Below are 26,441 nucleotides of genomic sequence, written 5' to 3'. Positions count from 1 at the left end.
CCTGACCCCGACGAATCGACGGCCGCCCCCATGAAGATGCTCACGCGCAGCATGGTCCGACACGCCCACGCGATCGCCCGCGAGGTCGGCGCGCGGGTGGTGCTGCTGCACGCCGACGTCGTCGAGGAGGACGCGGACCTCCGCTCGCTGATCGACGACGTCAACTTCCGGATCATCCTGGTCTCGCGGCGGTGCGACTTCGTCGTGCCCGACGGGCTGAAGGACGTCTGCCGGGTCGTCCAGCTCCCGGACATCGCCATGACCCGCGCCGGGCAGGTGAAGGTGGCCACCCTGGTCGCCGCGGCCGAGGACCTGGTGCACGCCGGCGACCGGATCCTCTGCCTGACGGGGGTCGACCGATCGGGGACCCTGGATACGATCATGGTCCTGGACATGGGGACCGAGATCGAGCTGTTCAGCGCCGGCGCGGCCGACCCGCTGCCGCCGGACGTGAGCCCGGCGGTCTTCGAACGGATCCTCAACGTCGCCAGCGAGCTGGGGGTCGAGGGCCGCGAGGGCCGGCCGGTGGGCGCCCTGTTCGTCGTGGGCGACTGCGAGCGGGTCCTGGCCCAGAGCCATCAACTGGTGTTCAACCCTTTCCACGGCTATCCCGAGGAGGAGCGGAACATCCTGGACCCCCGGCTGGAGGAGACCATCAAGGAGTTCTCGGCCGTCGACGGCGCCTACGTCGTCCGGGGCGACGGCGTGGTCCTCTGCGCCGCCCGCTACCTGGCCCCCCGGGGCAAGCTGGAAGAACCCCTCCCGCAAGGCCTGGGGACGCGGCACGAGGCGGGGGCGGCCATCACCGTGACCACCGCCGCGCTCTCGGTCTGCGTCTCCCAGTCCACCGGCACCGTCTCCATCTTCAAGCGGGGCCGGATGATCCTGGACATCCAGAAGCCCCGGGGCCGCAACAGCGACGGGCTCTGAGAGACCCCGCCCGTCTTCCCTTCCCCCCAGGTGGGGGAAGGTGCCCCGGAGGGGCGGATGAGGGGGACCATCCAGGCGGACGGCGCGAGGACGCGGCGGCTTTCCCAGCCGCTGATTTCTCCGACGGTGTTCGTGCTCGTCTCCCCCTCATCCGGCCTTCGGCCACCTTCTCCCACGAGGGGAGAAGGACGATTCGCGACGGCTTGCCGGCCCGCCCGTTTCTCCGGACGGCCTCCGTGCTCGTCTCCCCCCTCATCCGGCCCTGCGGGCCACCTTCCGCCGCGAGCGGGGAAGGGTTGAGATATCAACGGTCGTCGTTCAGCGGGCCTTCGGGAGCTTCGCCAGGAGGAACTCGCCGAGGTCCTTGGCGACCGGCTCGGCGTCGTCGCCGTCGAAGCGGACGATCGGGTACTCGCCCCGGGCGTCGGGGCGGCGGGTGTCGAAGCAGAACTCGTCGCCGTCGTCGGTCTCGACGAAGGTGATCAGGTGGGGCGGGGCCGCCTTCAGGGCCGGGTCGTTGATCGAGACCACGTCGCCGCCGTACACGTCGGAGCCCAGGACCCAGTACATCGGGTAGTTGTCGTAGGGCTCGGTGGTCGTCACCAGCTTCTTGTAGCTGGGGGGGAGGCGGACGCCCAGGGCCTCCTCGGCGGCGGCCACCTGCTTCTCGTTCGCCCTCCGGCCGTGGTCGACGTCCGGGCCGGCCTCGCCGACGGCGTTCAGCCTGCGGTGCTCGGCGCGGACGGCCGGGTCGCTCAGCCGCTCGATGTACTGGTCGATCGCTTCCATGTCTCGGTCTCGGTCTCGTCTCGGGCGCGATGAGGGGATCGGGGCGGCGGGTCACCGCCCCTTGTTGAGCTGATCATAATAAGACCGGACGTGGCGTTCGACGCTCTTGGGGATCCGCTGGTTGGAAAGGGCGTCGGCCGCGCCGGCGGAGGCGGCCTCCAGCTCGGCCTGGACGTCGATGCGGGCCTCCCCCTTGACGGCCTTGCCGGGCTCGCCGAAGCCCTGGAAGACGGCCTTGCCCTTCTGGATCTGCTGGGCGGTCTTGGTCTTGTAGGTGGACGTGTCGTCGGCCGCCTCGGGGCGGTCGCCCGCCCCCCGGCCCCGGCCGCGGGCGTTGTTATTGTTGCTGCGGCGGTCGGAGAACCCGTCGCCCATGCCGTTCATCCCCTCGCCCAGCTGGTTCAGGCCCTCGGACATGCCGTTCTTGGCGTCCATGACCTCGGCCAGGGCGTCGTCGAGCGCCTGCATCTCCTCCATGTTCTTGGCCATCTCGGAGAGCTGCTCGCGGGCCTGGCCCATGGCCTCGGCGGCCTTCTGGGAGTCCCCCTGCTTCATGGCCTCCTGGGCCTGGGCGACCTTCTCGGCGAGCTTCTGGAGCTGCTGGAGGTTCTGGGCCTGCTGCTGGAGCTTCTCCATCTCGCGCTGGTACTGCTCCTCGTTGAGCCCGCCGTTCTTGCGGGCCTCGTCCAGCTGCTTCTTCCGCTCGGCCATGTTGGCGGCGTCGGCCAGCTTCTTGGCGGCCTCGCCGAGCTGCTTCTCCAGGGCCTTCTTCTCGCCTTCGGAGAGCTTGTCGGACTTGAGCTTCTCCTCCAGCTGCTTGACCTGCTCCATGGCCTTGGCGAAGTCGCCCCGGGCCAGCTCCTTGGCGAGCTGGTCGGCCGGGCCCTTCTCGCCCATCTCCTTGAGCTGCTGGAGCTGCTTGGCCAGTTGCTCCGGCGTGCCGAGCTGCTTCTGCCGGTCTTTCAGGGCGTCGCTCAGCTTGTTCATCTCGACGAGCAGCTTGTCCTTCTGCGCCGGGGGGGCCTTGGCCAGCTCGTTCGACCGCTTCTCGATCTCGGCCAGCAGGTTCTCGGCCTCGGGGAACTTCTCCTTGTCGATCGCCTCGCGGCGGGCGGCCACCTTCTTGGCGAGGTTCTCCGTCCGCTTCGCCACGACGGCCGGGTCGACGGCCCGGGTCGACGCCGACGCGCGGACCGAGCCGGGGGTCCAGGCCGGGACGAAAAGCAGGCCGAACGCGACGAGCGCCGGGACCGCCGCGACCCACGCCCGCCTCGGCAGCCGGGACCGGAACGCCGAGGCCACGTCGATCGCCTCGACCCGACGGACCGCGTCGGCGACGAGCGCCCGGCCGGCGGGGGTGTCGCGGAACTCGTCCGGCAGCGTCAGGGCGGAGCTGACCCGCTCGTGGAGGTGGAAGGCCCGGTCCAGCGCCGTCGCCGCGTCCAGCCGGCTCGGCCCGGTGGCCAGCGCGACCAGCGCCGCGATCAGGAGCCCCAGCCCGGTCGCCGCCGCGAACGGGGCCCAGTCGGGGAAGGGGAGGGGCCGGTTCAGGGCCTTGAACGCCCCGATCGCGACCGCCGCCGCCAGGAACGACCCGGCCCACGCCCAGACCGTCGCCCCCAGGAAGCGCTGGAACCGCAGCCGGCGGAAGACCCGCCCGACCGGCCTCTCCAACTCCTTCAAGCCGACCATAGCCCGTCCCCCTGACTCTGGAAGATCCGAATCCGGCCGTGCTCCGACGAACGTCAAACCGTCCCTGTCAGTCTAGGCGCGGGCCCCGCCGATCGCAAGCGGGAATCCGCCGGGTCCCTCGCCGAGAGGATCGGCTTCGATTGGCTTCGTTCGCGCGGCGGCGGGAACGGATTCGTCGGTTTTAAGTCCTTGTTTGGTTGTCGGTTGTGTTCGGTCGTCGGCCTCGGAAAATTGGGTTCGTTCGGCGTGTTTCGCGACACTCTTCACTCCACTCCGCCAAGGCGAGAGGGAAGGTTTTCGGGTGCACGGGTTCGGAGAACCCCTGGACCGGCCGGGGATCTCGGCGAAGGCTCGGGAGCGGCCCGACGCCGTTCCACGGGTTCGGGGAACCCGTGGGACCCAGCGTGCCTTCGCCGTCCGACGGCGACGGGCCGTCGGGGCGATCCTGCGGGCGTCGCGACTTCGGGGAGGTCGCGGCACCGCGATCCGGGCCCGTCGTCGACGATCCCGAGCGGAGAATCGGCTTCGATTGGCTTCGTTCGCGCACCTCGGGAGACGGTCGGCTCGGCTGTAAAGAACGTGTCGTCAACATCTTGGGAGGCGCCCGGGGCGGCGGAAAATTGGGTTCGTTCGGCGCGTTTCGCATGGGGCGCCAGGCGTCCCGTCGTCCTGGCTTCAGCGTCGAGGCGGCCCGCGTCGCGAAGTCCTCAAGACACAGTGCACCGGGATCGGGGATTGGGAACGACCGGCCGAGAGAATCCGACGGAAAACCCGAGAAACCGGGATTGGGGGCGGGGCTCGTTGCAGTAACCTCCGGGAAGGGAAGGGGAGGGGCGGTGATGAGGAGGGGAAACCGAGGCGCGGGTCGGGAGGTCGAGCGGCTGCTCCGCGACGGGGTGGACGCGCCGGGAGGGGATGCGCGGCTCCTGCATCGGTATCGGGCCGAGCGGGACGAGTCGGCGTTCGAGGCCCTCGTGGACCGTCACGGCCCGCCCGTGCTGGCCCTCTGCCGACGCTACCTGCGCGACCCGGCCGACGTGGAGGACGCGTTCCAGGCGACGTTCCTGGTCCTCGTCCGCAAAGGGGGGGACCTCCGCGACGGCGACGCCCTTGCGAGCTGGCTCTACGGCGTGGCCTACCGCGTCGCGATGCGGGCCCGCTCCGACCTCCTCAAGCGCCGGGCCCGCGAGGGGGATCGCGAGGGCGTCTCGGTGGCGGCCGTCGAGCCCCCCGCTCCCGACGACGCCATCGAGACGCTGGACCGGGAGCTGGCCCGACTGCCCGAGAAGTACCGCGCCCCGCTCGTCCTCTGCTACCTGAAGGGTCGGACGCACGACCAGGCGGCGGCCGAGCTGGGCTGGCCGGTCGGCACGGTGCGGAGCCGGATGGCCCGGGCGCGCTCGATCCTGCACGACCGCCTGTCGCGCCGGGGGCTCGACGCCTCCGCGGCCTTCGCCTTGCTGCGGGCGGATCTGACGGTCGCATCCATCCCGCCGTCGCTCGTCGCGGCGACGGTCGCCGCCGGCCGGTTCGCCGGGCTGTCGGGCTGGCTTTCGGCCTTCTGGTCCTCGTCCACCACCCAGTGGCCCGCCGCGGCCCTGGCCCAGGGAGTCATCGCCATGTCGAGTTCGCCGTGGAAGCCGCTCGGGTTCGCCTTCGCCTGCCTCGGCCTGACCGCCGGGGCCCTGGCCGTCGCCGGGTCGTTCGACGCCCCCGGGGTCCAGGACGACCCGCCCAGGCCCCAGCCCCCGGCGCAGGCCCCGCCCGAGCCCGAGAAGCCCGCCGCGCCGGCCGCCGATGTCGAGGGCCGCCTGGCCGATGTCGAGCAGAAGCTCGATCGACTCCTCGACCAGGTGGCGAAGCCGGCCGCCGCCGCTCCCGCCGCGTCGTCTTCGTCGTCGCCCCCGGACTCCTCCGTGAAGGGCGTCGGCGAGGCGATCGGCCTCAAGCCGTCCGCCCTCGCATTGACCGATGCCCGGAGCCTGCGCGAGATCGAGGCGCAGCTGGTGAGCGCGTACCGGAAGTTCCGGATCATCGAGGACTACCTGGGCAAGGACCATGACATGGTCTCCGAACTCCAGGCCCAGAGCCTCCGCGAGGACGCCATCGCCCCGGCCCGCGTGCTGGTGGCCCGGCTGCGGGAGATGGAGGACGAGGCTTCGGAGCGGAGCACCGCGGGGCAGAAGGTGCTCGACGACGCCGAGCACCGGCATGGGGAGGCCTTGAAGCGAAGCGAACTCCTGAGACCTCCTTATCGAGAGAGCAGGGGGAAGGTCGCGGAGAGCGCTGAACTTCGAGGCCAGAAGGAGGTGGAGAAGGAAAAGTATTTCAGGGCGCTCGACCAGTGGCTCGATCGCAACGGTGAATCGGCTGCATCGGCCGGTCTATCAATCGAAAGTCAACTGTATTTCGAATCTCGGCGGCAACTTTTGGAGGCCGAGAAGGAGCAGGCCGAGATGCAACGACTGAAAGAGGCGACAGCTCCGGGCGTCCTGCAATCGAAGCATCGGCTCGCCGCCGTCCGCAGGCTGATCACCTGGGCCCGGGAGCATTTCCCGGGCGTCATGCTGACGATCGACGACGCCGACGCGCCGGCCGCGAGGTGATCGGGATGCCACGGCCCGTCTTCCCTTCCCCCTCGGTGGGGGAAGGTGCCCCGCAGGGGCGGATGAGGGGGACCATCGAGGCGGACGGCGCGAGGACCCGACGGCCTTCCCAGACTCTGATTTCTCCGACGGCTTTCGTGCTCGTCGCCCCCTCAGCCGGCCTTCGGCCACCTTGTCACACGAGGGGGGAAGGACGATCGGCGACGGACCGACTTGCCACTTCCCCGGCCAGCCGGACGCGCCCGTTTCTCCGCTTACCCACTGGACAGGGGGGATTCGGCACGTGTGCAATACAGCGTTCTGAGACCGGGGCGAGGCCGACAGCCATCCGGGAAATGCCGTAACCGGCGTCGCACGCGAGGCGAACGCCGTCTCGATTCGTGACATCAAGCTCTTTCGCTGGCACCGCTCTGCCGATGGGGCATCCTGGACGGATGGGTCACTGCTGGAAAGGTTGGAGTGCCATGCGCGCCTTTGCTGTCGCGACGCTGTTCGCCTGCCTCGCCGTGTCGCTGACCCTGCTCCAGGCGCAGGCCCCGCAGGCCGCGGCCAGGGTACCGGACGCGGCCGCTTCCGATCTCGGCGCCGGCTCGGCCTTCAGCCCGATGAACTATGGCGCGACCGGCGACGGCGTCGCCAATGATCGCGCCGCCGTCATGGCCGCGATCGACGCGGCCATCGCCGCCGGCGGATATGTCGACGGCGGCGACAGGCTTTACGGCTCCGGTGACGACATCCAGTACACCGGCGTCAAGCGCCCCTGGATCAGGCGCCTGCGTCTCAAGAACATCGCGCCGGCCCCGGACAGCCAGACCCTCCGCTTCCGGGACTGCGAGCAGGTCCGCATCGACGGCCTCTACATCCACACCGGCGACAGCCCGAACGTCGGCTCCCGCGAAGGTTCGCGAGGGCTCAACATTCAGGGCGGGTCGGGCCACCGGGTCAGGAACGTCGAGCTGACCGGCCAGGGCATGCTGGCCTACGCCAACTTCCTCGGCTGCAAGGACAGCGTTTTCGAGGACGTCTACGTCCACGACGGCCTATTCCACGACTCCAGCGTCGATCCGGTCGATCCCCGCTTTCTCGTGGTCGACGACGTGGTGGAAGGCGTCCGCATCCAGGATTGCTTCAACTGCACCTTCTCCAACCTCGTCGTCCGCGACCTGCTCGGCAACGGCACTTATTACACCGCGTCGGGCTTCAAACCTCGCGACTATCACGGATCGACGGTTAAAGCCTATCCGAACATGCGGACGCGCGGGATCGCCGGAGGCGGCAACGACGCCGTGACCCTCATCAACCCCCGGGTCTCCAACGTGGATCAGGGCGTCGATTTCAGCGGCGGCGGGGGGAACTGGAGCAACAAGAAGGTCACTTTCCTCGGCGGGCATATCTTCAACTGCGGGAGCGTGGGCCTCAAGCTCGCCGGGGCCGGGCAAGACTATAAGGTGGTCGGCGTGACGGCCGAGAATTGCGGCATGAGCGGCTTCATCGTGGGCGGGCACAGCGACCTGTGGAAGCACGGGGATTGTCTGTTCGTCGGCTGCACGGCGATCAACCCCGGCTACAACGACATCCACATCGACGCCGGCGACCCCGGTCCCCACTATAAACAAGACGCCCACGCCGGCTGGCTGCTGTTCGCCAACAACGACGACGGCCTGGAGGGCGTGACGCTCGACGCCTGCCGCGCCATCGACCGGCAGGGTTTCTACCTGCTCGGCGACGACATGTACGATCCGAAGAACCCGGACGCCTCGCCGGCCTGGCCGGGGCCGGGCGCCACCGGGGCGACGATGCAGTTCCCGTGGACCGGCTACACGGGGACCTACACCGCGACGTTCTCCGCCGACAACAACGACGACTCCGCGACGGCGGCCAGCGGCCGCCCGGAAGGGGACGCGAGCGGCGATTACGCGGACGAATGGCACACGACCTCGAAAGAGGTCAGGACGATCACGCTGACCAACGGCTCGACCTCCGTCACGTGGTCCGGCGGCCTTCCCAGGCGCATCACCCGCCCGTTCGTCTCCCTACCCCCGAAGATGCAATACGGCTTCCTCGCCCACAAGGAGGACGGGACGAGCTTCGCGTTCAATCCGACGTCCCGTCGTCCGCTCACGCTCCATGACGATTGCGAGAGCATCGGCCACCTGGCCGCGCGGGAGTTCGGCTTCCACCGGGACGTGTGCCACGTCACGGCGGACGACGCCCCGTCGGCGGCCTCCGGCGCGACCGTCGCCGTCGAGTTCAACGGCGAAGTCGAAGACACGATGGCGATGCACGACGCCTCCTCCGACGAGGAACGAGTCTATCCCAGGCGTCCCGGCGTGTATCGGGTGCGGGGCATGGTCGCATGGGCAGCCGACGGTGCCGGCGACCGCTACATCCAGGTGCGGAAGAACGAGACGATCCAGAAGGTCCTGACCCTCAAGCCTCCCGTCGGATTTGCGGCCACCCGCGACTTCGACGTGGAGATCGAGTTCACCGCGGCGGAGGTCGCGGCCGACGCCTACATCGCCGTGTACGCCTACCAGGACAGCGGCGGCGCCCTGAACCTGACGACCGACCGTTGGATGAAGGTCGAGCGGGGGAGGGCGCTTTGACGGCCGGCGACTCGCGGGGGGCCGGGGCGAAGCAGGGTCGCGTCCGGCTCAGATCGGCCCTTTCACCAGGGCGCTGAGGGCCTTGAACTCGGGGCGGTCGGCGGTGGCGCACCATTCGAAGAGGGCGGCTTCGGTGGTGGTGATCGTGGCGCCGGCAGACTCCAGGCGGCGGAGGGCGACGTCGCGGTCGAACGGGTTGCGGCTGGCGACGGCGTCGGCGGGGACCTGGACGCGGAAGCCCAGGTCGAGCAGGTCGAGCGCGGTCTGGGCGACGCAGACGTGGGCCTCCAGGCCGGCGAGGGTCACGTGGCGGACGAGTCGGCCGTAGAATTGCTCCAGGACCTGCGGCGCGGAGCAGCAGGCGAAGGTCAGCTTGGAGGGCCGCTCGGGGATCAGCTCGGCCAGCGTCGGGACGGTCGGGCCGAGGCCCTTCGGATACTGCTCGGTGGCCTGGACGGCGACGTCCAAAAGCCGCGCGCCGCGGACCAGCCGGACGACGTTGGCGACGACCTTCGGGCCGTCGGCGACGGCGGCGACCAGCTTCTCCTGGACGTCGACGACGAGCAGGGCTCCGTGGGGGGCGGTGAGGCGTTGGGTGGCGCGCATGGGAGGGGCTCCTGTCGGCTTCGTCAGGGGTGCGGCGGACGTCGTCCAGTCTAGCGGCTGCGGCTTGCTCGCGGGAGGACGCGGGATTAGGATGACTGAGGATCGCCCGCACGGACACCCTTCTCCCGGTCTCGTCGCCGCATCCGCCGGACCTCTCCGCCGCCTCCGTAATTAGAAGCATTGGGTTGACCAACGTGGCCGAGAAGCCTCGCGTTCTTGTCATCGAGCGGGAAGCGGCGCACGGCCAGGCGATCCTCGACGGCCTGGGCGACTCCGTGGAGCTGGTCTCGGTCCGGTCGATCTCCCGGGCGCTCTCGCTCCTGCGCGACGGCCGGTTCGAGGGGGTCTACGTCGACGCCTCGCAGCTCGCCGCGGCGCGCTGGGTGGGGATGATCATCCAGGCGGAGGAGATCCTCGACGCGATCGCCGACGGCGTGGCGGTGGTGGACCCGGACCTGCGGATCATCTGGGCGAACCCCGAGTTCCTGTCGTTCGCCGGCGACGCCGACAAGGCCGTGGGGACGCGGTTCTACCAGGCCTTCGCCGAGGCCGAGATCCTCGGCCCCGAGCCCTGCCCGTTCACGACCTCGGTGGCCTCGCGCGGGCCGTCGAGCACGGTGCTGAAGGTCCGCAACAACCGCTACCTGAAGGTCACGGTCACGCCGGTCTTCGACGCCCGCCACGTGCTGACCCACCTGATCGCCCTGACCCGCGAGATCACCGACGAGACCCAGCAGCAGCTCAAGGTCAACGCCATCGCCCAGGCGGGCGACGAGCTGGCCGACCTCACGCCCGACGAGCTGTCGCAGATGGGGGCGGAGGAGCGCACCGACCTCCTCAAGTACAACATCGCGCGGCACATGAAGGACCTGATGGGCCTGGACTTCATCGAGATCCGCCTGGTCGACCGCGCGAGCAACCGCCTGGTCCCGCTGCTGACCGAGGGGATGACCCCGCTGGCCGCCAGCCGCGAGCTGTCGGTCGCCAAGGAGGGGCAGGGGGTGACCGGCCTGGTCGCGGCCACCGGCCAGAGCTACCTCTGCCCGGACACCACCAAGGACCCTTATTACATCGAGGGCGCCGAGAACGCGCGAAGCTCGCTGACCGTCCCGCTGATCTACCACGGCAACGTCATCGGCACGCTGAACGTCGAGAGCCCCCACACCGACTCCTTCGACGACCGCGACCGCCAGTTCCTGGAGATCTACGGCCGCAACGTCGCCTCGGCTCTGAACACGCTGGAGCTGCTCCAGGCCGAGAAGGCGAGCACCGCCAACGCCTCGGTCCAGGCGATCAGCCGCGAGGTCGCCCTGCCGCTCGACGACGTGATCACCGACGCCGTGACGGTCCTCGACCGCTACGCCGGCCACGACGAGGACGTCATCGCGCGGCTCCGGCACCTGCTCTACCGGGCCCGCGAGATCCGCGGCATCATCCAGAAGGTGGGCTCGACGATCGCCCCGCCGCCGACCAACCGGATCACGCCGCCCCCGGCCGCGCGGCTCGCCGGGGCGAGGATCCTGGTGGTCGACGCCGACGAGGCCATCCGACGCTCCGCCCACCAGCTTTTGGGCATGCAGGGCGCCGTCGTCGAGACCGCGCGCGACGCCCGCGAGGCCGTCGCCCTCGCCCGCCAGGAGGCCTATTCCGCCGCCCTGGCCGACATTCGCCTCCCCGACCTGGACGGCTACGCCATCTTCAAGAGGCTCCGCGAGGTCCAGCCCGACACCCCGGTCATCCTCATGACCGGCTTCGGCTACGACCCGACCCACTCCATCGTCAAGGCCCGCCAGGAGGGCCTGCAGACCGTCCTCTACAAGCCATTCCGCTCCGACCGCCTGATGGAGGCCGTCGAGCAGGCCCTCCACACCCAGCGCGGCGATCGCCCCGAGGTCGACGGCGTCCCCAAGCCCGCCGACCCGACGCCGCCCCCGCCGCTCGACGGATCCGACTGATCGCTGTTCAACGGCGTGGGATCCGCATGTCTCCCCTTCTCCCCAGGTGGGGGAAGGTGGCCCGCAGGGCCGGATGAGGGGGACCATCAAGGCGGACTTTGCGAGGACGCGACGGCCTTCCTGCTCGTCGCCTCCTCATCCGGCCCGAAGGATTCTCCGTCGGTTTTCTTGCTGGTCTTCCCCCTCATCCGGCCCTTCGGGCCACCTTCCCCCGCCAGGGGGGAAGGATGATTAGATCCAATCAAATGTAGATTCGCCGGTTGTAGATGTACCACTCGACCGCCAGCACGGCGAGGGCGGCGAGGGCGGCGAGCTTCCACCAGTCGCGTCGGGCGTCGGGGGCGGTGCGGGCGCCCTCGACGGGGTTGTAGCCGATCTTGATCTTGTAGGCCTCGGCGCGGTTCTCGGGGGTCCCGGCGGGGACGAGGCCTCGGGTGGCGAGGTCGCTCTCGCGGGGGTCGAACAGGTTGACGGCGAACGGGGCCGCGCCGCCGGTCCAGCGGGCCTCGTACAGGCCGGTCGTCGTCGCGGCGTCGTCCACGAAGGCGCCCTGGGCGTTTCGGGCGAGGGTCCGGGGGGCGGAGCCGTCGGGCGGGGCGACCTGGATCGTCGGGTCGGACGTCTCGGCGCGGACGACGATCGGCCGGTTGGGGGCGGCGAGCGCGGGGTCCTCGCCGGTCCGGGCCCCGCCCAGCGTCTGCACGGCGTTGAACAGGAAGAGCGGGAAGCTGATGTAGCGGAACCAGGTGGTGTTGGGCGTCTGGCCGTCGATGAGCGGGAACGCGACCACCGCGTCGAGGAAACCCCCGCGCGGGACGACGAAGGCCAGGGCGCCGGAATCGCCCTCGATCAGCGGGACGGCGGCGGGCGGCAGCGGGTCGACCACTTTAGCCTTGGCGACGTACACCAGCGAGAGGTCGCGGACGTACTGCATGATCGGGTGGCCGACGTTCCAGTCCAGGATCGCCGGGCTCTCGACGTCTCGGGGCGAGGCGTACTCGGGGCCGGGGGGGAAGACGCCGAGGTAGAGGGCGTTGGATTCGGGGGGCTCGTCGGGCCGCCAGCCGTCGAAGACGACGAGGTCGTAACGCCCGCCCTTCAGGTCGCGGGCGACGGCCTCCCCCTTCGCCTCCTCGGGCGTGACGACGGCCGCCTCGGCCTTCTCGACGAGCGTCGGCGTGTTGAAGGCGTCGATCAGGTAGCGGTCGTTCGCCGAGACGACGAGCACGCGGGCCTTGCGGGCGTCGCCGACGACGACGTAGGCGCGGTCGTCGAGCGGTTGGGCGTCCTGGCCCGTCAGCCGGACCTCGAACGAGGCGACGCCCGGCTCGGGCACGTCGAACTGGAAGGCCTGCTCGCCCCGGGCGGGGATCTCGAGCGCCACGGCGTCCACGAGCCCCCCGTCCTCGCCCGGCCGATCCAGCCGCTTGCGGACGAGCTGCGCCTCGGTCGTCACGGGCTCGTCGCGGTAGTTGCGGACCCGGCCGAAGACCTGGTGGAGGTCGGCCTTCTCCTCGACGCGCCGGGCCTGCAGCGCGAGGATCGCGACGTTGTTCGAGGGGTCGCCCGAGCCGGCCCCGGCGCGGTCGGCCGGCGGGGCGCCGTCGGCGGGGGGCGAGTAGGGCGGGGGCGGCGGGCCGATGACGACGACCTCGGGCTCCAGGTTGCCGAGGCTGAAGCCTTCGACGTCGGGGAAGCCGCCGTCGGTGTAGATGAACAGCTTGGGGGTCATCAGGGCCGTCGTCGCGACGACCCCCTCGCCGATCTGCTTGGACGGGTTCGCCAGCCCGGCCGCGACCTGGAGCGCCTCGCGGAGCGAGGTCGTCCCCTGCGTGGGCCCGATGGAGTCGATCCGGCGCAGCAGCAGGCCGCGGTCGCCGCTGTAGTTGGAGACGACGCGGGCGGTGTCGGCGAACGAGACGACCATCGCCAGGTCGTCCCCCTGCATGTCGCGGACGACCTTGCGGGCCTCTTCCTTGGCCTTGTCGAGCCGGCTGGGGCCCCCCGGATCGTCGACGGCCGACATGCTCGCCGAGGCGTCCACCATCAGGACGAACCGCCGCCCCTGGCCCGCCGCCCCCTTCATCTGCGGCCCCGCCAGCGCGAGCATCGCCAGCGCCGCGACCAGGAGCTGCAGGAACAAAAGCAGGTTCCGTCGCAGCCGCTGGAACAGGCTGTTGACGTGCAGGTCCTCCAGGCTCTTCCGCCAGAGCAAGGTGCTGGCGACCTGCACCGGCCGCCGCCGCAGCTTGAGGAAGTACAGCGCGACGATCCCGGCCGGGACCAGCGCCAGAAGCCCCCACGCCGGCCAGCCGAGCGGCGGGTTGAACTGGAGCGAGCCGAGTCGGCTGAAGAAGTTCCCGGGCATGGACGCCCTCCCGTGCTAGGGCAAGTCGTTGAAGAGGTCGATGAGCAGGTCGCCGTCCGGATCGTTGAGGAGCCGTCGGTCGCCGTCGGCGACGTGCCAGAGTTCGAATCGGCCCTGGCCGGGGACCAGGGTCGCGAGGTTGTCGAGGTAGGTCAGCGTCGCGAACAGGCCCCCCTCGGCCGTGAAGCGGAGGAGGTCGCGCGCCGTCTCCTTGTCGGCGTCGGCCAGCTTCTGGAACCACGCGGCGAACCGATCCAGGTACGCGAACCGGCTCGGCCCGTCGGGGATCTCGGACGGGATCCGGCTCCCCATCTGCGACACTTCCGAATCGACCACCTCCTGGATGGACGTCTTGAGCGAGGCTACGAATTCTCGCGGATCCACGGCAAGGCTCCTGGGGAAGACGAGACATCCAAGCGGCCGATGGATCAGGCGTCCGGGTCGAGGCCTGTCTCGTCGAGGCCCCCCTCGAAATGGATATGGCTCAGATACGCGCTCGAGAACCGACCGATGAAGCTGGCCTCGCCGTGCGAGGGGGACTACGGACGGAACCATCCCCGCTCGATCGCATAGTCGTAAACGCCTCGTCCGAGCGGGTATTCGGTCAGGATCCCCGTCAGGCCGTGATTGCGGATCCAGAGCCGCGCCGAGCCTTCGTCGGCGAAGACCCCGGCCGGATGGCTCGCGCCTTCGCCCATGAAGACCCAGACGGTTTCCACCTTCACAGCTCCGGCTCGCGTCCCGCGTGCTCGGGGCGTTCCCCCTTGCGGCGGGCGATCATCATGTAGAGGACGTAGGCGACGAGCAGGCCGCCGAGGGTGTAGAAGACGGCCGGGTTCGTGATCCAGAAGCGGTTCATTTGAGGAGCCCACGCTCGCGCAGGTAGTTGAGCACGAGCTTGTCGAAGGGGTACTGGTTCGTGGTGAAGACGTAAGTGATCCCGCGCCTGGTGCAGTAGTCGCGGAGGCCGCCGACGAAGGCGTCGAGGTTCTCCTTGTACCGCTTCAGGAGCGGGGCGCTGATGGTGACGTCGGCCTCTTCGTCGTCCTCGCAATCGACCAGGCGGAGGTCGCCGACCAGCTCGGGCTCGACCTCCTCTCGGCTCAAAACGTGGATGACGAAGACGTCCATCTTGCGGGCCAATAGGTATCGCAGGGCGTCTTCATAGCCGCGCTTGTCGAGGAAGTCGGAGATGACGACGACCACGCCCTTGCCCCCCTGGCGGAGGGCGAAGTCGCGGGCGGCGGCGGTGAGGTCGCTCTCGCCGGAGGGGCGCAGGCGTTCCAGGTACTGGACGATCCGCCACATCTGCGACCGGCCCCGGATGTTCGGGATGCCGGCCTGGAGGCGCGAGGCGAACGTCTCCAGGATGATCCGGTCGTTGTTCACCAGGCCCACGAACGCCAACGCCGCGGCGACCTGCTTGGCGTAGTGCAGCTTGGTCGGCTCGCCGAAGCCCATCGACAGGCTCGAATCGACGAGCGTGTGGACGTGCAGGTCTTCCTCTTCCAGGAACAGCTTGAGGAAGAGCTTGTCGAGCCGGCCGAAGGCGTTCCAGTCGATGTGCCGCAGGTCGTCGCCCGAGGCGTACTGGCGGTGCTCGGCGAACTCCACCGAGGTCCCCTTGCGCCGGCTCTTGCGTTCCCCCTTCAGCCGCCCGACGATGATCTTCCGGCTGACCAGCTCCAGCTGCTCCAGCTTGTGGAGGAACTCCGGGTCCAGCAGGGGCGTCTGGGTCGAGGTGGTCGGGCCGGCTTCGGCGGGCATGGTCGGGCTCCCGGTGGCGATCTTCGATCAGAGCGAGAGGAACCGGTCCGAGGCCCAGAACAGGCCGAGTATGAACGCGACGGCCGCCGTCACGCCCACGATCCAGGGGAGGATCGCGGCGAGGAAGACGGTCCACCGGGCCCTCAGGCTGAGCGGCGGGCTGCGGTGGAAGAAGGCCAGGGCCGTGAGCCAGCTCTCCAGCACGATCAGCGACCCCGCGCCGGCCGCGACGATCGCCAGGATCGGCTCCGTCCTCCAGAAGAACGCGCCGGCCGCGAACAGCCCCAGGCAGAGCGTCGCCAGGCAGACCACGTCCCCACGCGAGATGATCAAAGGCTCGCGCCCGGGCTTCTCCCAGTCGATCTCCGGCATCGGCGGCGGGTCGTAGACGTCGTGCATCGCGGTGGCTTTCAGTGTTCGTCTTTGGTTCTTGTCTCCCCTTCCCCCCTGGTGGGGGAAGGTGCCCCGGAGGGGCGGATGAGGGGGACCATCCAGGCTGACGACTCCAAGAAGCGACGGCGTTCGAGACCGCGCGATCCTCCAGGCGGCTTTCGTGCTCGTCCACCCCCTCATCCGGCCCTTCGGGCCACCTTCCCCCGCCAGGGGGGAAGGATTTCAAGCCCTCCACTCACGCCACGGCGGCGGGGGTTTCGGCCTTTTCGGGGACGGCGTCGAGGACCTTCAGGAGGACCTCGTCGGGGCTGATCCCCTCGGCCTGGGCCTCGAAGTTCAGGAGGACCCGGTGGCGGAGCGAGGGGAGGTACACGCGGCGGAGGTCTTCGAACGACACATTGTACCGTCCGTCGAGCAGGGCGCGCACCTTGGCCGCCAGGACGAGGGTCTGCACGCCGCGCGGGCTGCTGCCCCAGCGGACGTACTGGTTCGTCACCGCGGCGGCGAACGGGCCCTCGGGGTGGGTGGCCAGGGCCAGGCGGATGGCGTAGTCCTGGACGTGCGGCGCGAGGATCACTTCGCGGACGAGGCGCTGGAACCGCATCAGGTCGTCGCCGTCGAGGACCTTCTCGGCCTTCGGGTTGTCGCGGCGGGTCGTGCGGTCGAGGATCGTCGCCAGCTCGTCGCGGGTGGAGTAGCCGACGACCAGCTTGAACAGGAAGCGGTCGAGCTGGGCTTCCGGCAGCGGGTACGTCCCCTCCTGCTCGATCGGGTTCTGGGTGGCCATGACGAAGAACGGCTCCTTGAGCCGGTGCATCGTCCCGCCGACGGTGACGGAGTGCTCCTGCATGGCCTCCAGCAGGGCCGACTGGGTCTTGGGCGTGGCGCGGTTGATCTCGTCGGCCAGGACGATCTGCGAGAAGATCGGCCCGCGCTGGAATTCGAAGACCCGGCGGCCTTCCGAGGTCTCGGCCACCATGTTCGTGCCGATGACGTCGGCCGGCATCAGGTCGGGGGTGAACTGGATGCGGTTGAAGTCCAGCGAGAGGGCGTCGGCCAGGGTCCGCACCAGCAGCGTCTTGCCCAGGCCCGGCACGCCTTCCAAAAGCGCGTGGCCGCCGACGAACAGGCAGGTCAAGACGCCGTGGACGATGTCGTCGTGGCCGACGATGACCTTGGCGATCTCGGCCTTCACCTGATTGTAGCGGTCGCGGAACTCCTGGGCCCGCGCCTCCATGTCCGACCCGTTCGCGGTCGCTTCGTCAGCCATCGGCGGGGCTCCTCTCGTCGTTTCCCTGGGGATCAAGGTGTTCGTCCGGCAATCTCGCGAGTCCGTCTCGATCCGGCGGCTCCTCCGCGTCGTCCTCGTCGGGCCGGGTCGCCGCCAGGCTCGCCTGGAAGTCGGGGTCGTCGCGGAGGCCGCCCCCCAGCGCCAGGTCGACCAGCTCGGCCGCGCCCAGGCCGCGCCGGCGGCCCCAGAGGCAGAGGTGGTTGACCTCGTAGCCCTTGAGGTTCTCGCTCATCAGGTAGAACTGGTCGGCGTCCAGCTTGGTCGTCCACGCCTTGTAGCTGTCCATATTCGCCTGCACGAGCTTGACCAGGTCCTCGCGTGGTATCAATCGACGCTGATACGAGAGCCCGAAGTCCACGATCTCCTCGGCGGTCGGCTCCTCCTTGCCGAAGCCCGGCACGTCGTCCGGCCAGTACAGGAGGTCCGACGGGGCGGGGTGCTCGAAGTTCTCGGCCAGGGCCTCCAGGTCCGCGGCCTGCGCGGCCTCGGAGGTTTCCTCCCCGGCCTGGAGCTTCCGGACGATCGCGATCAGCTCTTCCCTCGTCAATTTCGGGCTTCCGTTCGTCGGGGACATCGGGCGGTTCCAGGTTCGGCGGGATCTTCGTGTCGTAATTTGGCCTACCGGCCGCGGCCGTCGCATGCCGGGCAAGGTCCGCCCGCGGGGCAGAAGCTCTCTTCGCCGCTGCCACCGCATTCTTCACATTCGGCTTCGCCTTCGCGTGTCGGGTCGCCGAGGTGGTCGTCCCATTCGTCGAGTTCGGGCGAATCGTAACCTGCTTGATAGGCGGCGACGTCGTAGAAGGCGCCGCGTTCGCATCCCGCTTTCCGGAACACGACGTAGTCACAGGCGTCGTCGGTGTACCAGTAGCTGAAGCCTCGCAGGTCGCCCGGTTCGTCGAGGAGCAGGCTCCAGAAGTCGGCGGCGATCCTCGCCCTGACGTCCCGGTCGGTCACGGCTGCGCCGAATTGCAACCCGACCTTGCGTAGCGTTCCCCCATCGCAGCAGTTGAGCCAATCGTAGTCCGGGTCGCCGAACCCGTCTTCATGGCCTGCCACGTCCGTCAGCGCGAACGGATAGGCCTGGAAGAAACCCCGATCGCCGCGGCCTCCGACGGCGAGGAACGTCGCGTCGACGAGTCGAGTCGTCGTCCCCTCGACGAAGATCCGCTCGTGGAAGTCCAGCTGATCGTACGCGAGCGCGGGCCAGCAGCCGAACGCGGCCGGGATCCGCGACCGGGCCCAGAGAGCGACCCAGTTGGGGGCGTCGAGTCCGTCGAAGGCGGCGGGTCGATCCTCGGCTATGCGGTCGTCCAGGAAGAACTCGACCATCCCGCAAGGCTCCTCGATTTCCATCGGGGTCGGTATGAAGACGAAGCTCCCGAAGGCCCGCGGCCGGCCGATGACGTCGTAGAGCCAGGCTCCCCCGATCGCTGCCGTCATCTCTCCCTCCACCTTTCCTCGCGGGCCCAGACATCTCGTCTCTCAAACCTGGGTAGGGTGGGCACCGCCCACCGCGTCCGGCTCGAAGAGGTGGGCGGTGCCCACCCTACCCAAACTCACGCCTGCTCAATTCGAAGTCGTGCGCCTCGACGGCCTCCGCGAGATGCGACTTGATCTCGTCGTGGAGCGAAGCGTCTTCAAGCCGACCGAGCAGCCGCGCCCGACCCGAGATCAAGGCATCCGTGCTCTGGAAGGGTGCGATCGCGTCGAGGATGATCAGGGCTTTCTGCCGCACCTCCCAGAAGTCGTCGCGAGTGAAGTCGAGGATGTCCTCGTAGTCGTCGTTGCAGTCCAGGTTCATCAAGGCGTACATGAGGCTCCCTCGCGAGCCCCTGGTCCTGGGGTCCTTCATGAGTTCCAGCAGCCGAGGTGTGGCCTCCTGGACGTGAAGCTCTCCCAGGGCGTAGGCGAGGGAGCCCATCGTGGCGGGGTCGTCCTCGTGAAGCATCTGGAGCAGTCGGGGGGCGGCCTCGATGCACCCCGAGTCGGCCAGGGCGAACGCGGCCTGGCCGACGAGCTTCGGGTCGCTCGAATCGAGCCGATGGATCAGCGATTCGCAATCCATCGGCAGCGGAGACGTGCCGGCTTGGGTCGTCATGGCTTACCGCCCTGGTCTTTACCGTCTTCTTTCTCCCGCTCCTCCCAGACCTTCTTCTTGGCCTTGAGGAGCCGGCTGGTGTAGCCGGCCTCGTCGGGCTTGGCGGCCTCGGGGGCGAGGCCGGGGCCGGGCTGGGCGGCGGGGCGCTCGGGGCGGGGGCGGTCGAACGCGGGGCCGGTGGTCGGGGGGGCGGCGGCGCCCTCGGCGGGCGGAGGGGCGTCGGACTCCTGGAACTGGTTGGCGAAGCGGGAGCGGTCGATCTGCTCGCCGACCTCGGCCTTGCGGGACTTGAGCTTGTCGAGGTAGTCGCCGCGGACCTCGACCTCCTCGCCGCGGAGTTGCCGCCAGCCCTCGGCGATCCGGCGGCGGACGCGGCCGAAGTCGACGGCGATCCGGCGCACGGCGACGTCGCCCAGGAAGAGCAGGGCGGCCGACCAGAGGAGAACCGGCCAGAGCGGGCGGAAGGCCCGGGGGATGGTCAGGCCCGGGTCGCGGCGGAAGTGGTCGACGCCGTCGAGGGTGCGCGCCAGGTCGATCCGGCCGTCGGGCGTGGTCTTCCACGTCACCTCGACGCCGTCGGTCAGGCTTGCGGCGGTCTGGAGGGTCGTCGGGTTCGACCGCAGCTCGCGGTACTCGTCGGAGTAGGGGACGGAGACGCCGCTGGAGATCACCCCCTGGGTCTGGCCCGCCCCCCGGTAGCCGAGGTTCACGAAGTAGTTGCCCCGGCGGTCGGCGCCCTCGACGGTCGCTTCATATCGCCCGGGGGCCGTCTGGCTGAGGGTGATCGGCGCGGCCTTCAGGTCGGGGTCGACGATGTTGCCCTGGATCTGGAGGAAGTTGAGGAACTGGTCCTCCTTGTCGAGCGCGTCGACGACGACCTTGATCCGGCCTTCCTCGCGGCGGACGGTCAGGGTCAGCTCGCCCTGGTCGGCGGGCCGCATGGCCCAGCGCACCACCTGCGACCAGAACGCGGCGTAGCCCTCCCACTCCGGCCACGACCGCGCCCAGCGGCGGCCGGCGTCGGAGGTGAACGCCACCGACCGGCCCAGGCCGTAGGTCCAGTGGGCGAGGATCGGGTTGACCTGCCCGGTGGGCAGGGGGGAGAGGATCGGGGCCTCGACCAGCTCGTTCTCCTTGAGGGACGTCAGCACCAGGCCGGAGATCCCGGGGAGTTCGCCCTCCAGGCCCATGACGGGCTCGGTGACGGGGCTCTGCATCGCGGGGAGCCAGGGGGCCTCGCGCTCGAAGATCAGGGGGCGCGAGATCGTCCGCGCCTCCTTCTGATAGATCTGCGGCAGGGCGCGGGGGTTGGTGACGTTGTAGAACCGCCCCTTGGTGCGGCGGGCGATGTTCTGCATGGTCGAGGTCGCCCCGGGGTCGTTGCCGTGCGCGGCGGTGAGGACCGAGGTCACGGTGATCTTGCTGGCCGCGAGCTGGTTGAGGACGCCCGGCGTGGGGGGGGTGGGGTCGCCGTCGCTGATGATGACGATGTGCTTGGACATGGCGTCGCGCACGGCGTTCAGGCCGGTCATCGCCTTGACGAGCGAGGGGTCGAAGTCGGGCATGTCGCCGGGGGTCATGCGGTCGATGGCGCGGAGCATGCTGGGCCGCCCGGTCCCGATCGGCCGCAGGGTGAACAGCCAGGCCTCCTGGCCCTCCCAGTGGAGCATGCCGGCGTAGTCGTAGCTGGACAGGGCGTTGATGGCGGCCTTGGCGACGACCTTCTGCCAGTAGTTTCCCTCGGGGATCTCGCTGGCGTGCATGATCAGGACCATCGCCCCCAGGCCCTGGACCTTGAGCGCCTTGATCTGCATGTCGACCGGCAGGGCCTTCTCGACGGGCGTGTTCATCCAGCCGCCGGCGCCGAAGCTGTCGCGGCCCCCCAGCATGATCAGGCCCGCGCCCAGGTCGTGGCAGTTGGAGGCCAGCAGCTCGTGCTGGGTCTCGGTGAACGCCTCCTTGGGGACGTTGCCGAGGATCACGCAGTCGTACGGGCGGAGCTGGGCCACGTCGGTCGGCAGGGCGTCGCCGCCGACGCCGCCGGAGCCGTCGATCCGGGGGGCGGTCAGCGTGCGGACCTCGATCTCCTTCTCGCGGAGGGCCTGCACCAGCTCGGCGTGCTCGCCGGCGGTCCCCTCGATCAGGAGCACCTGGGCCTTGCCCCGGGCGTGGGTGAAGCCCTCGGCCACGTTGTTGATCGCGCGACGGTCGCCCGAACCGGCGTCGGGGGTGAACTCGGCGGTGAACGTGTAGAAGTTCGGTTCCGTGATCAGCTGCTTGAGCGTGAAGACGTTGATCCCGCGCTTCAGCTCCACGGGCGTCGGCTTCTCGTTGCCGACGGCGACGCCGGTGTGGCCGTCGGCCTTCTGGAAGATCTGCAGCGAGCCGGTGGTGGGCTCGCTGGCGCGGACGACGACGTTGATGTTGACCGTCTCCCCCTTCTTCACGTCGGGGGGGATCGACACCTTCTCGACGAGCACCTCGCGGTCGTAGCTGTACTCGATCGGCACCACGTCCACCTGGACGTTTAGCGCCTTGGCGGCGAGCGCCTGCTCCAGCAGGCTCCCCCGGTTCTCGTTGCCGTCCGAGAGGACCACCACCCGCCGCGCCGTGTCCTCGGGGAACGAGGCCAGGGCGAGCTTGAGGGCGGCGGCGACGTCGGTGTTCTCGGCGTCGATCGTCGACTCGATCCCCAGCAGGTTCAGCTCGCTGGGGGCCGGCGGGACCTCCACGCGCGGGCTCGCGCCGAAGACGACCACCCCCGCCAGGTCGTCCTTCCGGCGCCTCTTCGAGGCCTCGGCCGCGTACTCGAGCGCGGCGCGCTCCTGCTCGCGGGGGATGCTCTGCGAGGCGTCGATCAGGAACATCGTCGTCAGCCGGTCCGACCGCCGCACCGACTGGAGCTCGGCCAGCGCCAGCACGATCAGCGTGACGACCGCCGCGCGTAGCAGGATGGCCAGCGCCCGTCGCCCCCGGCCCATGCCCGACAGGCCGCCCCGGCCCATCGCGATCAAGGGGACCAGGATCAGCGGGATCAGGACCAGCCAGATCGGCCGGCCGAAGCTGATCGAGAGGTTTCCCAGCATCCTCCGCGCGCCCTCCGTTGAACCCCGAGACCCCGCGTCGCTCGAAGCCGATTCTTTCTCTCCTTCACCCCTGGTGGGGGAAGGTGGCCCGCAGGGCCGGATGAGGGGGACCATCCAGGCGGACGAGGCGAGGCAGCGACGGTTTTCGAGACGCCCCCCTCATCCGGCCTTCGGCTACCTTCTCCCACGAGGGGAGAAGGACGATTGGCGACGGCCTTCCCGGCTGATTCTCCGGCGGCGCTCTTGCTCGTCTTCCCCCTCATCCGGCCTTCGGCCACCTTCCCCCGCCAGGGGGGGAAGGACTTTGAGACCCTCATCGAGCGGTCGTTCGTCCTCCTCCGCCGTTCACATCCGGAATCTCTGCACGCGATGGTTGTTCGAGTCGATCACCGAGACCTCGCCCTGGGAGTCGACGGCCAGGGCCCAGGGGTTGTTCAGCTCGCCGTGGCCGCGGCCGGCGCGGCCCCAGATGGCCAGGGGCTCGCCTTCGCGGGTGAACTTCTGGACGCGGCTGTTGCCGTACTCGCAGACGATCAGATTCCCGTCCGGGGTCAGCGACAGGTCGTAAGGATAGCTCATCTGGCCGGGCCCCGCGCCCCGCGTCCCCCAGGCCCGCAGGAGGTTTCCCTCCACGTCGAAGACCTGGATGCGGTGGTTGCAGCTGTCGGCGACGTAGATCCGGTCGGCCTCGTCGATCGCCATCGCGCGGGGGCGGAGGAACTCGCCGGGCTCGTAGCCGTGGCCCCCCCACTGCCGGAGCCACTTCCCCTCCGGCGAGAAGACCTGGATGCGGTCGTTCTCGCCGTACTCCGAGACGTAGAAGTTGCCCGCCCGGTCGATCACCACGTCGGTCGGGTAGCCGAACCGGCCGGGCTCGGTCCCCTGCACGCCGTCGCCGATCTGGAACAGCAGCTTCCCCTCGGCGTCGTACACCAGGATGCGGTAGAAGTGCGTGTCGGCCACGAGCAGCCGGCCGTAACGGTCGACGGTCAGGCCGCTGGGGCCGTCGACGTTGAAGTCGGGCGTGTGCCACCCGCGCAGGTATTTTCCGTCGCGGTCGAAGACCTGGATGCGGTCGGTCAGGTCGGCGACGTAGAGGTGGTCCTCGGCGTCGAAGGCCGCCACGCGGGGCTTCTGCAGGTGCCCGGGGTTGCGGCCGTGGACCCCCCAGACCAGGTCGGGCGCCGGGGCCTCATCGGCGTCGCAGCCGGCCGCGACGCACGCGACCGCGCAGGCGATCGCGACGCATGACAGCCGCAGGCCCCAGCCTCGATCCGGTCCCGACCGCCGCTTCACGCGCCCGCCCTTCCTCGCCGAGTCGTCACGCCGACGCCGCACGCCTGCTAGAATCTACTGGCGGCGAGGCCTCGGACGCAAGTCCTAGGTTCTCGCCTCGGGCCGGAATCGCGGCGTGGCGGGGGCGGGTCGGATGGGCGAGTGGCGGTCGTTGTGCCGGGCGGACGAGGTGCCGGATGGGGCCGGGCGGACGGTCGAGGTCGACGGGACGCGCCTGGCGGTCCTGCGCGACGGCGGCTCGGTCGTCGTCCTCTTCGACCGCTGCCCGCACGCCGGCGGCTCGCTCGGCTCGGGCTGGATCGAGGAGGGCGAGGTCCTCTGCCCGCTCCACCGCTGGCGCTTCCGCCTCCGCGACGGCCGCTGCACCACCATGCCGGGACACTCCGCGCACGTCGTCGAGAGCCGCGTGGCCGACGGCGAGGTGCAGGCCCGGCTGGGGTGATGGGCGGGGTTCCCATCCGGGAGGGGGGCGATCGTGAGCTGGCGCTTCCGCTGGAGCCTGAAGGAGATGATGGTCCTCGTGGCCATCGTCGCAGTGTGCGTGCGCTGGCCCGTCGTGGCAATCGCCGGTTGCTTGCTGCTTTGCTGCGTCGGATCGCTTCTCGGCGTCTGGTTCGAGAGGGGGAAGGGGGCGGGGCCGGTCTTGAGGGGGAGCATCACGGGGGGCGTTATCGCGCACCTCTTGTTGGGAGTCGTCTTCTGCCTGATGGAAGGGTCAATCGTTCGATCACGTCACCCGAATTACAGGGTGGTATTCGTATGTCTTTGCATCTACGGAATCACGGGAGGGGCGAGCGGCACCCTGGTCGGGGGGTGGCTCCTGGCCTGCGTCCCAAGCCTCCGAGGGAAGAGGATGGGCCGTCGAGAGGGGCGTGAAAGCCCGGGGCGCGGCGGAGGGCGCGGGACCGACGGCGGAATTGGCCCGATCGCAGGGGCCTGGACCATGTGGGCGAAGGGCTTTCGCCATGGAGGCCGACGCTCGTGCCTACGGGCCGAACACGATGCGGGGGGTGGAGAGGTGTGATTTGAGGCCACGCGGTTTCCGCGGGCGGGGTGATCGTCGACGTCGCGGTCTTGGAGGAAGTTCATGTCTCTGCCGGTTCGCTGGAGCCTGAAATCGATGATGGTCGTCGTAGCCGTCGTCGCGGTGTTCTTGGCTTCACCCCTCTTGGCGGTCCCCTTCGTCTATCTCTCGCTCTTCCTCGGCGGGCCAATCGCCGGCGGTTGGATCGCCGGGCGGTGGGGGCCCGACCGGATCGTCGCGGGGAGCGTGGTCGGCGGGGTCGTCAGCTACACCGCGCTCGGGGGCGTCGCGGGCTTGTGGATCGGCCTTCGGAGCGAGATGCTCGCCAGGCCCGCCGTCGTCGTCCTCGCCCCCCTCCTGTTCCTGTTCATGCACATGCTGATCGGGGCGGCGGCGGGGGCCCTGGTGGGCGCATTGATCGGGTCGGCCGTGGGGACCGCGCTCGCGCCGCTGGACGCCTTTGGCGGGTCGGACGACGCGGAGCGGTCCATCCACCTCGATTGAAGGTGCGTCGGCGGGTGAATCGATTTCCGACCCATCCTCCGAGACGAGGGCGAGGTCTGGCCGGAGCCTCCCGCCGACGATCCCGGGATCGCGAGGATCCGATGAATTGCCTCCACCCGGAGCTCGAGGCCGGGCCCGACGACCTGATCGAGGTCCCGGTCGACGGGCGGGGGATTCGGATGCGGCTCGACCCGACGAACGGCGAGCCTTCTCGATGGTCACGTCGCTCAAGACAAGCCGACCGCAGGCCGATAACACCGGTGTGCTTCGCCAGTGCTCCGCGCCTGAAACTCCTGCTACCCGGCGGCTCGACCGCCCGGTATTGCACACCGCCGCGAGCGGCAGGCGAGGCACCCACGACCGAGGCTGGGCAGGCGACCCCTGCCCAGCCTCGGTGTTTTCGAGCGCCCGCCCTCGGCGACTTCGCTCGGCCATCATCTCGCCGCCTGGTTCCTTTTGCCCTCGCTGCTTGAGGCCGGGATGTCGGCGGCCTGCGCCGCCCCTCGGCGGAGTTGGTTCAGCCTTGCACGATTCCCGCACTTCCGGCATGTTTGCGCGCCGGGGCGGCCTCCGTATTTCCCGCCACCGTTCCGCGGCCCAGGTGACGTGAGAGGGGGGGAGATGAAGCACGGGAAAGGAATGCTGGCGGCGGCCCTGCTTGGCCTGTGCGGGGCCGCGTTCGCGGCCGACTCGACGGTGACCATCGGGAGCACTCGCTACCCCACGTCGGTCGCGGGACAGTCGGGCGACACGCCCATCCGGCTCAAGCTCACGGGGACCGCGATGCGGACGAAGTGGACGTTCAACGTCTACTCCATCGCGAGCTACGTGCACGACGAGGCCGTCGTTCGCACCCCCGAGGAGCTGGCGGGCGCGGCCGTCCCGAAGATGCTCTGTCTCTTCTTCGAGCGCTCGATCGCCAGCGCCGATCTCGCCAAGTCGTTCCGCGAGGCCGTCGCGATGAACCATCCGGCGCCCGCCTTCAAGGCCGAGTTGGACGCGCTGGCCGGATACTTCGAGGCGCATCCCGTCAGCAAGGGCAAGAGCCTCTGGCTCACCTCCGATCCCGTCGTCGGCTTCCGCTGTCAGCTGCGCGACGCCCCGGCCTTGACCCTGCCGAACGGCGAGTTCGCGCGGGCGGTGTGGGACGTTTACCTCGGCCCGAACAATCTGGGCGACGCCATCAAGACCGGGCTGATTTCCCGCCGGTGAGGGGATTCGGCGGCTGCCGTGGCGTGATGGCGGATTCCGCCACGCCTCGTCCTATCAGCCTCCTGGAAGGTCGGATGCGGAGGCTCTTCAGGGACCGAAGGCCTGGGCCGCGACGCGACCCCGGATCGACCACCCGCATGAGCTCGGCGTGACGATTCCGAGCGGCGGCCGAGGCCGTTTCGAGCCAGGGGCCTGTCAAAACCAACCTGGTGAAATCG

At 69.6% G+C, this 26,441-nt stretch carries 22 protein-coding genes; 7 read left to right on the top strand and 15 right to left on the bottom strand.

Annotated elements, in window-relative coordinates; all coding sequences use genetic code 11:
- Nucleotides 1-930, top strand: a 930-nt coding sequence (locus G6O68_RS23420; protein WP_240911472.1) for a DNA integrity scanning protein DisA nucleotide-binding domain protein, incomplete at its 5' end; no start/stop codon positions are given.
- Between the two features lie 318 nt (nucleotides 931-1,248).
- Here the strand turns inward: G6O68_RS23420 and G6O68_RS23415 are convergent.
- Together G6O68_RS23415 and G6O68_RS23410 are read right to left on the bottom strand one after the other, a co-directional pair.
- Nucleotides 1,249-1,719, bottom strand: a complete 471-nt coding sequence (locus G6O68_RS23415; RefSeq protein WP_165251074.1) for an SMI1/KNR4 family protein — start codon at nucleotides 1,717-1,719, stop codon at nucleotides 1,249-1,251.
- A gap of 51 nt (nucleotides 1,720-1,770) precedes the next feature.
- Entirely contained in the window at nucleotides 1,771-3,411 is a 1,641-nt protein-coding gene (locus tag G6O68_RS23410) for a hypothetical protein (RefSeq protein WP_240911471.1), read from the bottom strand.
- A gap of 839 nt (nucleotides 3,412-4,250) precedes the next feature.
- Between G6O68_RS23410 and G6O68_RS23405 the strand changes: the two genes are divergently transcribed.
- Both G6O68_RS23405 and G6O68_RS23400 read left to right on the top strand, forming a co-directional pair.
- Complete coding sequence (locus tag G6O68_RS23405) at nucleotides 4,251-6,017, top strand: RNA polymerase sigma factor (protein WP_165251073.1); 1,767 nt, start codon at nucleotides 4,251-4,253, stop codon at nucleotides 6,015-6,017.
- Between the two features lie 464 nt (nucleotides 6,018-6,481).
- Entirely contained in the window at nucleotides 6,482-8,623 is a 2,142-nt protein-coding gene (locus G6O68_RS23400; RefSeq protein ID WP_165251072.1) for a hypothetical protein, read from the top strand.
- A 48-nt stretch (nucleotides 8,624-8,671) separates the two neighbouring features.
- Here G6O68_RS23400 and G6O68_RS23395 read toward each other — a convergent pair whose 3' ends face one another.
- Nucleotides 8,672-9,229, bottom strand: a complete 558-nt coding sequence (locus G6O68_RS23395; RefSeq protein ID WP_165251071.1) for an isochorismatase family protein — start codon at nucleotides 9,227-9,229, stop codon at nucleotides 8,672-8,674.
- A 194-nt stretch (nucleotides 9,230-9,423) separates the two neighbouring features.
- Between G6O68_RS23395 and G6O68_RS23390 the strand changes: the two genes are divergently transcribed.
- Complete coding sequence (locus G6O68_RS23390; RefSeq protein ID WP_165251083.1) at nucleotides 9,424-11,184, top strand: response regulator; 1,761 nt, start codon at nucleotides 9,424-9,426, stop codon at nucleotides 11,182-11,184.
- A gap of 241 nt (nucleotides 11,185-11,425) precedes the next feature.
- Here the strand turns inward: G6O68_RS23390 and G6O68_RS23385 are convergent, their stop codons facing one another.
- The 12 genes from G6O68_RS23385 to G6O68_RS23330 all read right to left on the bottom strand — a co-directional run bounded on the left by G6O68_RS23385 (nucleotide 11,426) and on the right by G6O68_RS23330 (nucleotide 23,483).
- Complete coding sequence (locus G6O68_RS23385; protein WP_165251070.1) at nucleotides 11,426-13,552, bottom strand: vWA domain-containing protein; 2,127 nt, start codon at nucleotides 13,550-13,552, stop codon at nucleotides 11,426-11,428.
- Nucleotides 13,553-13,567: 15 nt separating this feature from the next.
- Complete coding sequence (locus G6O68_RS23380; protein ID WP_165251069.1) at nucleotides 13,568-13,936, bottom strand: hypothetical protein; 369 nt, start codon at nucleotides 13,934-13,936, stop codon at nucleotides 13,568-13,570.
- Between the two features lie 155 nt (nucleotides 13,937-14,091).
- Nucleotides 14,092-14,271 (bottom strand): DUF7710 domain-containing protein, encoded by a 180-nt coding sequence (locus tag G6O68_RS23375; protein ID WP_165251068.1) that lies wholly within the window; start codon nucleotides 14,269-14,271, stop codon nucleotides 14,092-14,094.
- 2 nt (nucleotides 14,272-14,273) lie between these two features.
- Nucleotides 14,274-14,411 carry a hypothetical protein gene (locus G6O68_RS23370; RefSeq protein ID WP_165251067.1) on the bottom strand — a complete coding sequence of 46 codons (138 nt, stop codon included), beginning with the start codon at nucleotides 14,409-14,411 and terminating at the stop codon, nucleotides 14,274-14,276.
- Nucleotides 14,408-15,319, bottom strand: a complete 912-nt coding sequence (locus G6O68_RS23365) for a DUF58 domain-containing protein (RefSeq protein WP_165251066.1) — start codon at nucleotides 15,317-15,319, stop codon at nucleotides 14,408-14,410. Before G6O68_RS23365 ends, G6O68_RS23370 begins: the two co-directional genes overlap by 4 nt.
- 27 nt (nucleotides 15,320-15,346) lie before the next feature.
- Nucleotides 15,347-15,718: a hypothetical protein gene (locus G6O68_RS23360; RefSeq protein ID WP_165251065.1), complete on the bottom strand. Its 372-nt coding sequence runs from the start codon at nucleotides 15,716-15,718 to the stop codon at nucleotides 15,347-15,349.
- A 229-nt stretch (nucleotides 15,719-15,947) separates the two neighbouring features.
- Entirely contained in the window at nucleotides 15,948-16,982 is a 1,035-nt protein-coding gene (locus tag G6O68_RS23355) for an AAA family ATPase (RefSeq protein WP_165251064.1), read from the bottom strand.
- The gene (locus G6O68_RS23350; RefSeq protein WP_165251063.1) at nucleotides 16,975-17,550 is read right to left on the bottom strand and encodes a hypothetical protein; all 576 of its coding nucleotides are present in this window, start codon (nucleotides 17,548-17,550) and stop codon (nucleotides 16,975-16,977) included. Before G6O68_RS23350 ends, G6O68_RS23355 begins: the two co-directional genes overlap by 8 nt.
- A gap of 71 nt (nucleotides 17,551-17,621) precedes the next feature.
- Nucleotides 17,622-18,443 (bottom strand): hypothetical protein, encoded by an 822-nt coding sequence (locus G6O68_RS23345; protein WP_165251062.1) that lies wholly within the window; start codon nucleotides 18,441-18,443, stop codon nucleotides 17,622-17,624.
- 106 nt (nucleotides 18,444-18,549) lie between these two features.
- A complete protein-coding gene (locus tag G6O68_RS23340; protein WP_165251061.1) occupies nucleotides 18,550-19,101 on the bottom strand; it encodes a HEAT repeat domain-containing protein in 552 nt (183 codons plus the stop codon).
- Nucleotides 19,098-22,187, bottom strand: coding sequence for a glutamine amidotransferase (locus tag G6O68_RS23335; RefSeq protein WP_165251060.1), 3,090 nt, complete (start codon nucleotides 22,185-22,187; stop codon nucleotides 19,098-19,100). Before G6O68_RS23335 ends, G6O68_RS23340 begins: the two co-directional genes overlap by 4 nt.
- A 345-nt stretch (nucleotides 22,188-22,532) precedes the next feature.
- Complete coding sequence (locus G6O68_RS23330; RefSeq protein WP_240911470.1) at nucleotides 22,533-23,483, bottom strand: NHL repeat-containing protein; 951 nt, start codon at nucleotides 23,481-23,483, stop codon at nucleotides 22,533-22,535.
- A 133-nt stretch (nucleotides 23,484-23,616) separates the two neighbouring features.
- Between G6O68_RS23330 and G6O68_RS23325 the strand changes: the two genes are divergently transcribed.
- The 3 genes from G6O68_RS23325 to G6O68_RS23315 all read left to right on the top strand — a co-directional run bounded on the left by G6O68_RS23325 (nucleotide 23,617) and on the right by G6O68_RS23315 (nucleotide 26,223).
- Nucleotides 23,617-23,925 carry a Rieske (2Fe-2S) protein gene (locus tag G6O68_RS23325; RefSeq protein ID WP_165251059.1) on the top strand — a complete coding sequence of 103 codons (309 nt, stop codon included), beginning with the start codon at nucleotides 23,617-23,619 and terminating at the stop codon, nucleotides 23,923-23,925.
- Nucleotides 23,926-24,570: 645 nt separating this feature from the next.
- On the top strand, nucleotides 24,571-25,011 hold the full coding sequence (locus G6O68_RS23320; protein ID WP_165251058.1) for a hypothetical protein: 441 nt from the start codon (nucleotides 24,571-24,573) through the stop codon (nucleotides 25,009-25,011).
- A 621-nt stretch (nucleotides 25,012-25,632) separates the two neighbouring features.
- Nucleotides 25,633-26,223: a chalcone isomerase family protein gene (locus tag G6O68_RS23315; protein ID WP_165251057.1), complete on the top strand. Its 591-nt coding sequence runs from the start codon at nucleotides 25,633-25,635 to the stop codon at nucleotides 26,221-26,223.
- Nucleotides 26,224-26,441 lie beyond the last annotated feature (218 nt).

It is taken from the genome of Paludisphaera soli, assembly GCF_011064595.1.
In the GTDB taxonomy this organism is placed as follows: domain Bacteria; phylum Planctomycetota; class Planctomycetia; order Isosphaerales; family Isosphaeraceae; genus Paludisphaera; species Paludisphaera soli.
The sequence above is the reverse complement of the archived record's forward strand: the minus strand, read 5'-3'. Positions and strand labels throughout refer to the sequence as shown.

Excerpts from the sequence above, each read along its gene's own strand:
- G6O68_RS23365 (WP_165251066.1), bottom strand. The coding sequence starts at position 15,319 with ATGCCCGCCGAAGCCGGCCCGACCACCTCGACCCAGACGCCCCTGCTG.
- G6O68_RS23400 (WP_165251072.1), top strand. The coding sequence starts at position 6,482 with ATGCGCGCCTTTGCTGTCGCGACGCTGTTCGCCTGCCTCGCCGTGTCG.
- G6O68_RS23340 (WP_165251061.1), bottom strand. The coding sequence starts at position 19,101 with ATGACGACCCAAGCCGGCACGTCTCCGCTGCCGATGGATTGCGAATCG.
- G6O68_RS23335 (WP_165251060.1), bottom strand. The coding sequence starts at position 22,187 with ATGCTGGGAAACCTCTCGATCAGCTTCGGCCGGCCGATCTGGCTGGTC.
- G6O68_RS23315 (WP_165251057.1), top strand. The coding sequence starts at position 25,633 with ATGAAGCACGGGAAAGGAATGCTGGCGGCGGCCCTGCTTGGCCTGTGC.
- G6O68_RS23355 (WP_165251064.1), bottom strand. The coding sequence starts at position 16,982 with ATGGCTGACGAAGCGACCGCGAACGGGTCGGACATGGAGGCGCGGGCC.
- G6O68_RS23410 (WP_240911471.1), bottom strand. The coding sequence starts at position 3,411 with ATGGTCGGCTTGAAGGAGTTGGAGAGGCCGGTCGGGCGGGTCTTCCGC.
- G6O68_RS23395 (WP_165251071.1), bottom strand. The coding sequence starts at position 9,229 with ATGCGCGCCACCCAACGCCTCACCGCCCCCCACGGAGCCCTGCTCGTC.
- G6O68_RS23325 (WP_165251059.1), top strand. The coding sequence starts at position 23,617 with ATGGGCGAGTGGCGGTCGTTGTGCCGGGCGGACGAGGTGCCGGATGGG.
- G6O68_RS23360 (WP_165251065.1), bottom strand. The coding sequence starts at position 15,718 with ATGCACGACGTCTACGACCCGCCGCCGATGCCGGAGATCGACTGGGAG.
- G6O68_RS23345 (WP_165251062.1), bottom strand. The coding sequence starts at position 18,443 with ATGACGGCAGCGATCGGGGGAGCCTGGCTCTACGACGTCATCGGCCGG.
- G6O68_RS23385 (WP_165251070.1), bottom strand. The coding sequence starts at position 13,552 with ATGCCCGGGAACTTCTTCAGCCGACTCGGCTCGCTCCAGTTCAACCCG.
- G6O68_RS23320 (WP_165251058.1), top strand. The coding sequence starts at position 24,571 with ATGTCTCTGCCGGTTCGCTGGAGCCTGAAATCGATGATGGTCGTCGTA.
- G6O68_RS23405 (WP_165251073.1), top strand. The coding sequence starts at position 4,251 with ATGAGGAGGGGAAACCGAGGCGCGGGTCGGGAGGTCGAGCGGCTGCTC.
- G6O68_RS23415 (WP_165251074.1), bottom strand. The coding sequence starts at position 1,719 with ATGGAAGCGATCGACCAGTACATCGAGCGGCTGAGCGACCCGGCCGTC.
- G6O68_RS23370 (WP_165251067.1), bottom strand. The coding sequence starts at position 14,411 with ATGAACCGCTTCTGGATCACGAACCCGGCCGTCTTCTACACCCTCGGC.